9 protein-coding genes and 2 pseudogenes are annotated in these 12842 nt (G+C 64.5%); 7 read left to right on the forward strand and 4 right to left on the reverse strand.

Annotation, left to right across the window (positions count from 1 at the left end; translation table 11 throughout):
- Window positions 1-124 precede the first annotated feature (124 nt).
- From PT282_RS06715 to PT282_RS06735, 5 genes are all read left to right on the forward strand, one after another.
- The gene (locus PT282_RS06715; RefSeq protein WP_277168982.1) at window positions 125-2044 is read left to right on the forward strand and encodes an acetolactate synthase large subunit; all 1920 of its coding nucleotides are present in this window, start codon (window positions 125-127) and stop codon (window positions 2042-2044) included.
- 14 nt (window positions 2045-2058) lie between these two features.
- The gene (gene ilvN, locus PT282_RS06720; RefSeq protein ID WP_277168754.1) at window positions 2059-2613 is read left to right on the forward strand and encodes an acetolactate synthase small subunit; all 555 of its coding nucleotides are present in this window, start codon (window positions 2059-2061) and stop codon (window positions 2611-2613) included.
- Window positions 2614-2792: 179 nt separating this feature from the next.
- Window positions 2793-3053 (forward strand): hypothetical protein, encoded by a 261-nt coding sequence (locus tag PT282_RS06725; RefSeq protein WP_277168755.1) that lies wholly within the window; start codon window positions 2793-2795, stop codon window positions 3051-3053.
- Window positions 3054-3128: 75 nt separating this feature from the next.
- Window positions 3129-3395 (forward strand): DNA-binding protein, encoded by a 267-nt coding sequence (locus PT282_RS06730; RefSeq protein ID WP_277168756.1) that lies wholly within the window; start codon window positions 3129-3131, stop codon window positions 3393-3395.
- Between the two features lie 2 nt (window positions 3396-3397).
- Window positions 3398-3820 (forward strand): type II toxin-antitoxin system VapC family toxin, encoded by a 423-nt coding sequence (locus tag PT282_RS06735; RefSeq protein WP_277168757.1) that lies wholly within the window; start codon window positions 3398-3400, stop codon window positions 3818-3820.
- A gap of 9 nt (window positions 3821-3829) precedes the next feature.
- Here PT282_RS06735 and PT282_RS07615 read toward each other — a convergent pair.
- The 3 genes and pseudogenes from PT282_RS07615 to PT282_RS06745 all read right to left on the reverse strand — a co-directional run.
- Window positions 3830-4060, reverse strand: a pseudogene (locus PT282_RS07615) (ABC transporter C-terminal domain-containing protein); the annotation flags it as partial.
- A 153-nt stretch (window positions 4061-4213) separates the two neighbouring features.
- Window positions 4214-6097 (reverse strand): annotated as a pseudogene (locus tag PT282_RS06740) (ABC-F family ATP-binding cassette domain-containing protein); the annotation flags it as partial.
- Between the two features lie 223 nt (window positions 6098-6320).
- Complete coding sequence (locus tag PT282_RS06745) at window positions 6321-7055, reverse strand: type 1 glutamine amidotransferase (RefSeq protein ID WP_277168759.1); 735 nt, start codon at window positions 7053-7055, stop codon at window positions 6321-6323.
- A gap of 99 nt (window positions 7056-7154) precedes the next feature.
- On the opposite strand from PT282_RS06745, the gene cysS reads away from it, so the two are divergent.
- Window positions 7155-9002, forward strand: a complete 1848-nt coding sequence (cysS, locus tag PT282_RS06750) for a cysteine--tRNA ligase (RefSeq protein WP_277168760.1) — start codon at window positions 7155-7157, stop codon at window positions 9000-9002.
- Window positions 9003-9079: 77 nt separating this feature from the next.
- On the opposite strand, the gene PT282_RS06755 is transcribed toward cysS, so the two are convergent.
- On the reverse strand, window positions 9080-10438 hold the full coding sequence (locus PT282_RS06755; protein ID WP_277168761.1) for a polysaccharide deacetylase family protein: 1359 nt from the start codon (window positions 10436-10438) through the stop codon (window positions 9080-9082).
- Window positions 10439-10807: 369 nt separating this feature from the next.
- Here PT282_RS06755 and PT282_RS06760 point away from each other — a divergent pair, with 369 nt between their 5' ends.
- Entirely contained in the window at window positions 10808-12814 is a 2007-nt protein-coding gene (locus PT282_RS06760) for a BspA family leucine-rich repeat surface protein (protein WP_277168763.1), read from the forward strand.
- Window positions 12815-12842: the final 28 nt, after the last annotated feature.

A 12842-nucleotide genomic window follows, 5' to 3' on the forward strand; every position in this document is an offset into this window, starting at 1 on the left:
ACGGCATCGCGTTCCGGCCTGCCACAAGCGGCATACGCGCGCCGAGCGTCCCTGCCACGCGCGCGTACACCATATGCGGCTGGTCACCGACAATCCCCAACAAGCCCGAAGAGATAGAGGAATGATGGTGTCACCAACGCCTTTGCAGGCATTCAGCGGGGTGCAGAAAGCATCCAAGGCAACGAACAAGCAGCATCTTGTCGACGGCGAGAAGATGACCGGCGCGCAGGCGCTGATTCGCACGCTGGAGGATCTGGGCGTCCAGGACGTCTTCGGCATCCCCGGCGGTGCGATCCTGCCGGTCTACCACCAGATCCACGACGACACCAAGTTCCGCTTCGTGCTGATGCGCCATGAGCAGGGCGCCGGCCACGCGGCCGAGGGATATGCCGTCGCCACGGGGCGCGTGGGCGTGTGCATCGTGACCTCCGGGCCGGGCGCGACCAACATGGTCACCCCCATCGCCGACGCGAACATGGACTCCGTGCCGCTGGTGGTCATCTCCGGGCAGGTCGGCGTCGATTCGATCGGCACCGACGCCTTCCAGGAGGCGGACACCGTGGGCATCACCTACCCGGTGGTCAAGCACTCCTACCTCGTCACCGACGCGCAGGACATCCCCCGCGTGCTCGCCGAGGCGCACTATATCGCCCGCAGCGGCAGGCCCGGCCCGGTCGTGGTCGACGTCTCGAAGACCGCGCAGGTCGGCGAGATGTACTATTCATGGCCGCAGCGCATGATCCTCCCCGGCTACAATCCCACCACCAAGCCCCACGGCCATATGCTGCACGAGGCGGTCCGGCTCTTCGAGCGCGCCTACCGTCCGGTGCTCTACGTGGGCGGCGGCGCCATGCGTTCCAACGCCGGAGCGCAGGTCAAGGAGCTCGCCGACCTCACCGACACCCCAATCGTCACCACGCTGCCCGCGCGCGGCATCGTGCCCGATTCCGACCCGAAGGTCCTCGGCATGCCGGGCATGCACGGCACCTTCCCCGCCACCGCGGCCGCGCAGAAATGTGATCTGCTGGTCGCCATCGGCGCGCGCTTCGACGACCGCGTCACCGGCGACATGGCCACGTTCGCCCCCTCGGCGCGCGTCATCCACATCGACATCGACCCGGCCGAGATCGGCAAGCGCCGCCATACCGACGTGCCCATCGTCGGCGACGTGGCCCAGGTGCTCGACGCCCTCAACGACGAGATCAAGCACGACCCGGCCATCCACAACAAGCCCAAGCTCGAGCCGTGGTGGAAGCTCATCAACTCGTGGCGCGAGCGCTATCCGCTCCCCTACGACGACAAGACCCCCGACGGCACGCTCTCCCCGCAGTGGGTAGTGGGCGAGCTCTCGCGCCAGGCGGCGCCCTCGACCATCTGGGTCTCCGGCGTGGGTCAGCACCAGATGTGGGCCTCGCAGATCGTCGACTTCGAGAACCCCCATTCCTGGATCTCCTCGGGAGGCCTGGGCACGATGGGCTTCGGCCTGCCCGCCGCGATCGGCGCCAGCGTCGGCTCCACCCGTGATTTCGGCGGCAAGAAGCCGGTCTGGCTCATCGACGGCGACGGCAGCTTCCAGATGACAAGCGAGGAGCTGGCGGCCGCGTTCATCGACAACGCACCGGTGAAGATCGCCATCCTCAACAACTCGGTCTACGGCATGGTGCGCCAGTGGCAGACCCTCTTCTACGAGAAGCACTATTCGCAGACCAGCCTGCGCGACGGCGAAAACACGCCCGACATCATGGACGTGCCCGATTTCGTGAAGCTGGCGGAGGCCTACGGCTGCGTCGGCATCCGCGCGCGCGACGAGGACGAGGCCAAGGCCGCGATCAAGCGCGCCAACGAGATCAACGACCGTCCGGTGCTCATCGACTTCCGCGTCTACAAGGACGCCATGGTCTGGCCGATGGTGGCCGCCGGCAAGTCCAACGACACGGTGACCTACCAGCCGGGCGTCCAGCCGCTGCTCGACGGGACGACGGACGAGGGCCAGGAGGATGACGCCTCCCGGCAGCCGCAACCGCAGACGGCATCGGAAGAGTAGGCGAAAGGAACATCATGGCAAACTATCCCGCATCCCAGCCCACCAGCTCGTTGCACACCCTGTCCGTGCTCGTGGAGAACCGCCCGGGCGTGCTGGCGCGTATCGCCGGCCTCTTCGCCCGCCGCGCCTTCAACATCAACTCGCTTTCGGTCTCCCCCACCGAGCGCCCCGACATCTCGCGCGTCACCGTGACCGCCGACGTGGAGCAGACCCCGCTGGAGCAGATCATCAAGCAGCTCAACAAGCTGCTGCACGTCCTGAAGATCGTCGACCTCGACAAGGCGACCACCGTCGAGCGCGAGCTGGTGCTCATCAAGGTCTCGGCCGACCAGACCACCCGTTCCGACGTGCTCGAGATCGTGCGTCTCTTCCGCGTGCGCGTGGTCGACGTGCACCCCCAGTCGCTGACCATCGAGGCCACGGGCGCCGAGGGCAAGATCGACGCGCTGCTCGGCCTGCTCGAGAACTACGGCATCATCGAGCTGGTGCGTTCCGGCGCCGTCGCGGTGACGCGCGGCCCGCACGCCCTGAGCGAGAAGGGCGTCGGCAGCGAGATAAGGGGCCGCTGACGGCGCAGCGTTTTCGGCATCGCCGCGACTATCGAACATCGGGTGGATATGGCTTCCGGGCCGTATCCACCTTTTTTATTGCTCACGCGCCTCAGCATCATGACGTACCACCCATGCGTTTGACAGTATGCTAGCATTTTGCTAGCATACATATTGACAAGCAAGAGCAAGGAGGCAAAATGAAGACGCTCATCATCCACGGCGTTCCCAGCGACCAACTGGAAACACTGAAATCCGCGGCAAAAGCCAATCACCAATCCCTCGAAGCTCAAGCGAAAACGATCATAGAGGAAGCGGTTGTGGCGAAAACCCATCACACGACCTCTGAGGAACTATTCGCCCAATGCCGCACCCTGTTGGAAGATGGCGGACTTGGACCCAACGAGGAATTGGTTCCGCCACGAGAAAAGGACGACGCGCGTCCAGTCAGCTTCCATTAATCGCCACGTCGACGCTGCTTCGTCGTGACATATCTTTCATCCGTGAAATCAAGAAAAACGATAAAGGAGAGACTCATGCCCACACTCACCATCAGGAAAGTCGACGATGAGACAGTCGACAGGCTCAAGGCCATCGCAAAAGAAAACAACCGCTCGACCGAAGCCGAAGTGCGTTCCATCGTAGAGGATTTCACGGCAGGCTTGCTGGTCCGCCAAGAAGTCGAAGAGACCAACTTCTACGATGACCTACGAAATTACATGAAGCAGGAAGGCATCAAGGGAATCAACGATTTCCACTTGCCATCCCGAGACCAAACCGCCGAACCCATGACCTTCGAGTGATCATGATTATCCTAGACACCAATGTCGTCAGCGAGACATTCAAGGAAGACCCCGATAGTCACGTTGCGCAATGGCTTAAAAAGCAACAGCCGAGCTCGCTTCGACTGTGCTCAATAACCGTTGCGGAACTTCTGTATGGACTTCGTCTCATGCCCGAGGGACGCAAGAAACGAGATTTGTCGATATTGATCACTCGAACATTGCTGAAATACAACGGTCGCACGCTCTCTTTTGATGCCGCATCCGCCAACAACTATGCGGCAATCGCCTCACAACGCAAACGCGCCGGGCACAATGTCAGCATATTCGACACCCAAATCGCCGGCATCGCAGCGGCCAACCATTGCTCCATCGCCACCAGGAACACCAAGGACTTTGAGGATTCGGGACTGGACATCATCAACCCCTGGGAATACGAGGGATAGCGAGCAGTCCTATTCCACCTGCTCGGAGAGGTCCATCCATTCGGCTTCCAGGGCGTCCTTCTCATCCGCATTGGCGGAGAGCTTGCCGTTGAGCTCGTTCAGGCCCACATAGTCGGCCGGGTCGTGCTCGGCCATCCGCTGCTCGATCTTCGCCTTCTCGCTTTCGAGCTTGGCCAGCTTGCGCTCGATGGCGGAGATGCGGCGAGTGGCGTCGTGGAAGGCCTTGCCGGTCAGCTTCGGCTCGCCGGACGAGGCGTTGTCATCGCCATGGCCGCCGTCGGCGTTGCCAGCGGCATCCATCGACTGCGATCCGGTCGTTCCGCCATTCGACGCCGTGCCCTTGCGCTTTGCCTTGCCACCACGGTTGTCGCCGGCGATCTCGTCGAGAGTGGCGCCGTTCTCGATCCTGCGCACCATCTCGAGGTAGTCGTCCACGCCGCCGGGCAGGTGCCGCACCTTGCCGCCGATCAGCGCGAACTGCTCGTCGGTGACGCGCTCGAGCAAGTAGCGGTCGTGGGAGACCACGATCAGGGTGCCCGGCCAGGAATCCAGCAAGTCCTCCATCACGGCGAGCATGTCGGTGTCGAGGTCGTTGCCCGGCTCGTCGAGGATGAGCACGTTGGGCTCGTCCAGCAGGATCAGCAGCAGCTGCATGCGGCGCTTCTGGCCGCCGGAGAGGTCGGCGATCGGCGTCATCAGCTGCGCGGCCGAGAATCCTAGCCGCTCCATCAGCTGGCTGGTGGAGACCTCCTTGCCATCGACCACATAGGTCGGCCTGTAGCGGCCCAGCACTTCCTTGATCTTGTATTTGCCGAGTTTCTCGAGCTCGTCGAGGCGCTGCGAGAGCACCGCGAACTTCACGGTCTTGCCGATCTTCACGTGACCGGCGGTCGGGGTGAGCGTGCCGTCGATGACCTTGAGCAGCGTGGACTTGCCCGCGCCGTTGGCGCCGACGATGCCGAAGCGGTCGCCCGGCCCGATCAGCCAGGTGACGTCGTCGAGGATCTTTCGGCCGGATATGGTCACCTTTTGGGCGGCCGAGGTGACGGCGGGAGCGGCTGTGGCGCCATCATCCGCCTGCGCACCCTCGTCAGTCTTGTTGTCCTCGGACAAGGTCCGGGCCGCCTCATCCGCGTCAGCCGTGGTTCCGGTCGCCGTGACCGGCGCGCTGCCGGCATCCACCAGCCGCTCGTCGTCCAGGTCGTCCACGGCCAGCCGCACCGACCCCATGACCTTGGGCTCCTCGTAGAGCGCCGGCACCTTGCTCACATGCGAGGCGGAATCGGCGCCGGCTCCGTCACCGGCCGAGGCGTCCTCAAGCGCATTTGGAGCTCCGCCATTTGATACCGCAATGTTGCCACTGGCAACATTGCCTTGGAGGCGCTCGAAGATCTGGGTGACGTCGTTGAGGTCGACCACCTGCTTGCCCAGCCGCGAGGTCGCCATCTGCTTGAGTTGCAACGTGTTGCGCATCGGCGGCACATCGTCGATCAGCTCGTGTGCCTGCTTGACGTGGAACTTCTGCTTGGTAGCGCGGGCGCGGGCGCCGCGGGTCAGCCACGCCAGCTCCTTGCGCGCCAGGTTGCGCCGGCGCTCCTCGCGGATGTCGGCCTGGCGGTCACGCTCGACGCGCTGGAGCATATAGGCGCTGTAGCCACCTTCGAACGGGTCGATCACCCCGTCGTGCACCTCCCACATCGACTCGCAGACCTCGTCGAGGAACCAGCGGTCGTGGGTGACCAGCAGCAGCGCGCCATGGCCCGAGGCCCAGCGGTTCTTCAGGTGCTCGGCCAGCCAGTGGATAGTGACGATGTCGAGATGGTTGGTGGGCTCGTCGAGCGCCAGGATGTCCCAGTCCTTGAGCAGCAGACGGGTCAGGTCGGCGCGACGGCGCTGGCCACCGGAAAGCGAGCCGATCCTCGCCTCGAGGCTCAGCCCTCCCAGCAACGCCTCGACGATCTCGCGGGAACGGGTGTCGGAGGCCCACTGGTAGTCCTCGCGCCCCTCGAGCGCGGCCTGGCGCACCGTGGCGTCATCGTCCAGAGGGTCGCGCTGGTCGAGCATGCCGAACGTCAGCCCGTTGCGCATCGTCACACGGCCGGAATCGGGCTGCTGGGCGCCGGACAGCAGGCGCAGCAATGTGGATTTGCCGTCACCGTTCTTGCCGACGATGCCGATGCGGTCGCCTTCGAAAATCCCCTGCGTCACATCGGTGAAGATGGTTTTGGTCGCGAAATCGAGCGAAACGTGTTCAAGTCCCAAGTCATAAGTCGGCATAGTGACTCGATGGTACCGCCGCCTATCAACACCTTTCGGCCCACACCCGAATCAGGTTCCGCCCATGCGCCCCGTCGTCCCGAGGGCGAACCCGCGTCGAAAAGCACCCTTTTCCATGCTTTTCGACGCACCATAACCGAACTTGCGTCGAAAAGCACGTTTTGGGGCCGGATTTCGTGCTTTTCGACGCATCGATGCAAAGGAACATGCAGCGCCCCGCCGCTCAGCACCTTTCGGCCTCGAGGATGGCACGGGCGCAGTTCTCGCAGCGCACGGCGAACCCGGAGAACACCTGCTCGGCCAAGGGCTGCAGCTGGGCGTCGTACCGTTGGAAGTCCATCCGGATCCGCGAGATCTCGCTCTTCTTCATCCCCTCGACCATCGACGGTTCGGCCAGCCATTCGTCGAGCAGCGTGGGCGTGACCTCCAGGTGGAACTGCAGGCCGAGCGCGGATTTGAAGCGGAAGGCCTGGTTGGCGGTGTGCTTCGAGCTGGCCAGCAGCTGCGCGCCCTGCGGCAGCGAGACCACGTCGTTGTGCCAATGCAGCACATGCGTCTTCGGACTCCACATGCGGAAATAGTCGTCGCGCGCCACCTGTCTGATCGTCCCGAACCCGATCTCGGAGCATGCGCCGCTTTCGAGCGTGGCGCCCAGCGCGGTGGCGATGATCTGGTGGCCCAGGCAGATGCCCAGCACCGGCTTGCCCGCCTTGACGGCCTTTCGCACCAGCTTCGCCTCGACCTTCAGCCCCGGGTACTCCTTGAAATCCTGCGCGCCCATCGGCCCGCCCATGATCACGATGCCGGCCACCTCGTCGCGCTCCGGCAGCTGCGGATCGGCCTGCTCGGCGATGGACAGGGTCGTCGTCGACATGCCAAGGTCATCGAGACTGTCCAGTATCCTTCCCGGCTTCTCACAGGGGACATGTTGCAGAATGAGCACTTTCGGCGTAGTCATGTCTCCCATTGTGACATTCCGTCACCCCAAATGATCGTCCGGGCCCCTCGTGCTCCTGCCGGGCGCGAATTGTCGGTGAAAGCCAATATTCTTTAAGTTATGGATAACGCCGAAAACCCGCAGAATTCCAACCGTCACGAGTCATACGCCGTGCCAGGCACCGCCGCCGGCAAGCCGATGGCCCAGGCCGCTGGCGCGCTGAGGCTCTACGACACCGCCACCCACGAGATCTCGCCGTTCACCCCCATCGTCGCGGGCAAGGTCGGCATCTACGTGTGCGGGGCCACCGTGCAGAGCTCGCCGCATATCGGCCACATCCGCGCCGCCGTCGCCTTCGACATCGTGCGTCGCTGGCTCGAACGGCTCGGCTACCAGGTCACCTTCATCCGCAACGTCACCGACATCGACGACAAGATCCTCGACAAGGCCGCCGCCGCGGGCCAGCAATGGTGGGCGCGCGCCTACCATTACGAGCGCGAGTTCACGCAGGCCTACGACGCGCTCGGCGTGCTGCCGCCCACCTACGAGCCGCGCGCCACCGGCCATATCGGCGACATGGTCGAGCTCATCCAGCGCATCATCGACAACGGCCATGCCTACGTGATCAAGGACGGGGACGGCAAGCCGACCGGCAACGTGTTCTTCGACGTGGCGAGCTGGCCGTACTATGGCGAGCTGACCCACCAGAAGCAGGGCGGTGGCGAGACCCACGACGAGGCCAGCGCGGTCACCGACAATATGGGCCCGAGCGTCGACCGGTCCGGCGACGACAAATACAATCCCGTCGATCCGGCCGATTACGACCCGGCCAAGCGCGACCCCCGCGATTTCGCGCTGTGGAAGGCCTCCAAGCCCAGTGACCCCGAGACCGCCCGTTGGTCCACCCCCTTCGGCGTGGGACGGCCGGGCTGGCACATCGAGTGCTCGGCGATGAGCCACCGCTACCTGGGCGACATGTTCGACATCCACGGCGGCGGCCTCGACCTGCGCTTCCCCCACCACGAGAACGAGATGGCGCAGACCCGCGCGGCCGGCTGGAAGTCCGCCGGCACCTGGATGCACTCGGCCTGGGTGACGGCCAAGGGCGAGAAGATGTCGAAGTCGCTGGGCAACGGGCTTTCCGTGCCCAGCGTGCTGGCGCACAACCCGGCCTGGGTGGTCCGCTATGCCCTGGGCGGCGTGCAGTACCGCTCGATGCTCGAATGGAGCGACCAGACGCTGGCCGAGGCGAAGGCCGCCTACGAACGCATCGCCAATTTCATCGGCCAGGCCGAGCGCCTGCTGGGTCCCGACGAGATGCCGGGCCTCGACGAGGTTCGGGCCGTCGGCGCCGACCAGCTGCCCGGGCAATTCGTGGACGCGATGAACGATGACATCAACGTCTCCGGGGCCACGGCCGCGATCTTCACCGCGATCCGCCAGGGCAACACGATGGTCTCGCAGCTGGAGGCCAAGCGCGCGGCCGCCGGCGACATCGACGACCAGCAGCTGCATGCGGCCGTCAACGAGTTCCGCGAGACCCTGGACTGCGTGCAGGGCAAATACCCGGACCTTCCCCAGGAGACGCTGCTGCAGGATGCCAAAGCCCGCTTCGCGCTGGCCCACGGCTCCCTGTCGGCCGCGCTCATCGACATCCTCCCCTCGTTCACGGCGCTGCGCGGCACCCTGCTTGAGGTGCGCGCGATGCTCGACACCCTGGGCCTCGACCCGCTGGCCGAGCCCTGGAGCGGCGAGGACGCGAACGCCACGGCCGGCGAGGAAGGCGAAAACGGAACGAAGAGCGAGCACGAGCTGCTCGACGCGATGGTCAACCACCAGCTCGAGGCAAGGAACGCGGCGCGCAAGGCGAAGGATTTCGCCACGGCCGACCGCATCCGCGACGGGTTGACGGAGCTGGGCATCGTCATCGAGGACAAGCCGTCAGGCTCCACCTGGAAGCTGAAGTAGGAAGCCGAAAGCAGACAGCCGGGGCGAACGCACGGCAACCTCAACGAGCCGCTGGATATGCAAGTATCCGGCGGCCCTTACATTCTCAGGATGTCGTCGCGGCCGTAATAGACGGTGCCGGCGCGCGGGTATTCGCCCGTGAGCTCGGGCACGGTGACGAACCGGTATCCCTGCCCGTGCAGGTGCGCGAGGATGTCGGGAAGATCGTCGAGCGTGTGCCGGTAGACGTCGTGCATCAGCACGATGTCGCCGGGCCGCACCTGGGCCTCCACCTCGTGCCTCACCGACGAGTCGGTCGCGCCGTTGGCCCAGTCGTAGGCGTCCACGCCGTATTCCACCACCGACGAGCCCAAATGTTGGCCGATGTACGTCCGGCTCGCCTCGTCGACGGCGCCGTGCGGCGGACGCACCTCGTTGGCCACGTGTCCGGTGGTGGTCTGGATAGCCTGGGCCGTGGCGTCGAGCTGCTGGGGCTCGTCGTGGTTCTTCATGATCTTCGGCAGGTCCTCATGGCTCCAGGTATGGCTGCCGACGGGCATGTCGAGCCGATGCGGCGACGAGGCGATGACACTTCCGTTGCCGCCGACCTTCTGCCCGATGGCGAAGAAGGTGGCATGGGCATGGTTCGTGCGCAACAGTTTTGCGATGCCGGGGGTCGTAGAGGCGGGACCGTCGTCGAAGGTCAGCGCCACGCAGCGCTGGTGGCCGCAGTCGATGCCCTCACGCCTGTTGCGCGAGGCGACCATGGCGTCGGCCGCCTTGTAGAGCGCGTCCTGGTCGCCGACATACCGGCCATAGGTGGCGTGGGCGTCGCCGAGGTCGGCCTCGCTGCGCGTGATCGCGCCGTCCAAGGCGTGGCGCAGGCCCTCGTCGGCCAGCAATCCCGCTGATTCCCCGTCGAAGCAGCGGATGCCGGGCAGCAGTGCCGCCAGCTGGTCATGCTGCTGCGCCGTGCGCACGGGGTCGCCGTCGAACAGCGCCAGCTCAAGCGGCCTGAAGGCGGCATCGAGCCTCGCCACGGCCTCGCCTGAACGACGGGTCAGCGCCTCGAAGCGCTGTCCGGTGCCTCGGAGCGTGGTGGGCAGCTGGTGCGCCGCGCAATCGGCCTGCGGCAACGTCTTCGCCGCAGTGGTATCGATGTCGCGCTCGGCACGCACCGCCTTGGACGCGGCCTCGGCGCGGGAGTAGAACTTGCCGTCGAGCCTGCCCTGGGCCACGGCGTTCGATGACTTCGCCTGGGCGAGCAGGGCGTCGTCGCCTTGCTGCAGGGTGGCGAGGTGCTGCTCGTCGAGCATATAGGAGTTGCCCCATTGGATGCACTGCGCAATCGCCTGGCGGTAATACCGGTACGCGGGCCTCACGCCGGCCAGGCATCCGACCATGGCGACCACCACGAGCGCCGCGACGACGACGGCGATCCGACCTCTGCGTTTCATACCCGCCATGTCTCTCTCCCGCACATCGGCTTTATGGTATCGATTGCCAAACAGGCAATCCGCGTCCATTTTAATATGCAAAAACCTCTCGCCGTCCAGGCGAGTTTCAGGGCCTCCGCATCCAGCGTACCCCGTGGCCCGCGCACGCTCCACCAAGCGCCCACAACGGGGTAAAAGTGCTGAAACGCCGGGCTTTTGTCACATAAAACTAGGCAAATATATGGTGTGTCGCTCAGCCCACATTTGTCCCGGTTTTTGTGTTACAGTTCAACTGTCATAAGAAAAAGCTTTCGTTCGCGATCAAGCAACGCTTGGGGGAATCGCGGATAGGCACGAAACAGACGATACAAGGAAAAGAGCTGATTGAATATGAGCAAGAACCTCAGAATTCTCTTGGCAGCGGCGGCGGCCACGGCTTTGCTGGGCGCGCCGGTTCTCTCGCAGGCGGCCGACATGGAACCGCAGCCGGTCAACGAAACGGCCACCACGCAGCCCGACACGTCCAAGCAGGACGCGCAGCCGGATGCTGGCACCAAGAGCGACACCACCAAGACGGACGAGGCGCAGAAGCAGGCCACGCCCGCCCCCGCACCTCAGGTGGGGCCCCAGTCCGACCCAGCCGGCAATTGCAACACCACCGGTGCCATGAGCCACGGCAAGTGGACGCTGGCTCCGAGCGCCGAATACAACGGCGAGTGCACCCTCACCTTCACGGCCACCGATCCGGCCGTGGAGAACGACCTCACCGTTCTCAATACGGGCGATTCCACTTATCCCTATAGCCATATCCATACGGAATTCGGTTTCGACCAGGCCACGCACATCGTCTTCGACGGCGTGAACAAGACGAAGCTGCCCGTCAATTCGGCCTTCCTGTTCGGCGACTGGGGAAGCAACTCCTATGGAACGTTGAAGACGTTCAAGAGCAACAACCATGTCGACACCAGCGAAGTGAAGACCATGCAGGGCATGTTCCAGCTCTCCAGCTCCCTGACGAGCCTGGACCTGAGCGGCTGGGACACCAGCAACCTTGAGAACATGCGGTCGATGTTCGATGGCACCGCGCTGACTTCGATGGATCTGAGTGGCCTGAACGTCAGCCATGTCACCGACATGCAGCAGCTGTTCTGGGGACAGAACCTCAGCCTGCTGGACCTGAGCGGCTGGGACACCACCCACGTCACCAACATGTACGGCATGTTCAACTGGGCGCACGTGCAGACCCTCACCATCGGCCCGAAAACGAAGATCGACGTCTCCGGAAACGACTGGCAAGGCAACGTAACCCGCATCACCAAGCTCTCCGACGGCACCACCGGTGTCACCGAAGTGACCGGCGACACCTCCGCGATCTCCCCTGACAGCGTGACCAACACGATAAAGACCGACGCCAACCGCGCTGGCACCTACACCTCAGGTGCCCTGACCAACCGCGCCCTCACCCTCAACGCGAACCTGCCGCAGGGAGTCGACTTCAGCGCCTCGGCCGCCGGCTATACGGCAGATGGCAACAAGAACCTGACCCAGACCTTCCCCATGATCAACGCCTCGGGTGTGCCGATGCCGACCTACGACGCCAACGGCGCGATGACGAACCACAACATCTCGCACAACGTGACGTCCTCCAACCCGGTGCTGCCGACCACGGACCCGTTCAAGCCCCACGCCAGCGCCCAGGACAGGACGGCTTACGTGTTCGAGGGCTGGTCCACCGATCCGTCGGCAACCACCGCCACCTACGCCAACGGCGACACCTTCCCGTTCACCGCGGATAGCGTCACGCTCTATGCCGTCTGGCAGAAGCACGTGATTCCCGCCACCACGGATGGCGGCAACCTGGAAGGCCAGACGCACCACATCAACATGTCCGCCGGCACGAATGGCGGAAGCATGGAAGGCCAGACGACCCACATCGTGTCCCCCGGCACGAATGGCGGCAACCTGGAAGTGCAAGCCCACCCGCAAACCAACTCCACCCCGCAGCAATCGGGAACGTCTCAGTCCACAATGCCGTCAACCCAGAATTCGCCGGTGGCCGCACCAGCGGCTCCGACCGGGGCACTGGCCGCGACGCCTCTGATGGGTGGCGACCACAGCGTGGGCAACGCCCCGCACGTCGCCCGCCACGGCAACAGCCAGAAGCAGCGCACCTGCGCCGCCGCCTATCTGCAGAACGGACTGATCTCACCGGCCGCCTACACGCAGTGCGTCGGTGGCGAGACCGCCGTGGCGTCGGCCACCTCGCCGACGTCCACCAGCCAGCGTTCGCCGTTCTTCATCGGTCTGCTGGCCATACTGGTCGTCCTCGCCGGATGCGCGATCACCTACATGCGCACCAACGACGAGATCGTCTCCCGCCATCGTCTTGAGATGTAGCGGCAACGAGACCAGGGGCTGAAAGGCC

The sequence above is a fragment of the Bifidobacterium sp. ESL0763 genome (genome assembly GCF_029433395.1).
Classification (GTDB): domain Bacteria; phylum Actinomycetota; class Actinomycetes; order Actinomycetales; family Bifidobacteriaceae; genus Bifidobacterium.

Coding starts and splice junctions, on each gene's coding strand:
- PT282_RS06730 (WP_277168756.1), top strand. CDS start 3,129: ATGCCCACACTCACCATCAGGAAAGTCGACGATGAGACAGTCGACAGG.
- PT282_RS06715 (WP_277168982.1), top strand. CDS start 125: ATGGTGTCACCAACGCCTTTGCAGGCATTCAGCGGGGTGCAGAAAGCA.
- PT282_RS06745 (WP_277168759.1), bottom strand. CDS start 7,055: ATGACTACGCCGAAAGTGCTCATTCTGCAACATGTCCCCTGTGAGAAG.
- cysS (WP_277168760.1), top strand. CDS start 7,155: ATGGATAACGCCGAAAACCCGCAGAATTCCAACCGTCACGAGTCATAC.
- PT282_RS06725 (WP_277168755.1), top strand. CDS start 2,793: ATGAAGACGCTCATCATCCACGGCGTTCCCAGCGACCAACTGGAAACA.
- ilvN (WP_277168754.1), top strand. CDS start 2,059: ATGGCAAACTATCCCGCATCCCAGCCCACCAGCTCGTTGCACACCCTG.
- PT282_RS06735 (WP_277168757.1), top strand. CDS start 3,398: ATGATTATCCTAGACACCAATGTCGTCAGCGAGACATTCAAGGAAGAC.
- PT282_RS06760 (WP_277168763.1), top strand. CDS start 10,808: ATGAGCAAGAACCTCAGAATTCTCTTGGCAGCGGCGGCGGCCACGGCT.
- PT282_RS06755 (WP_277168761.1), bottom strand. CDS start 10,438: ATGAAACGCAGAGGTCGGATCGCCGTCGTCGTCGCGGCGCTCGTGGTG.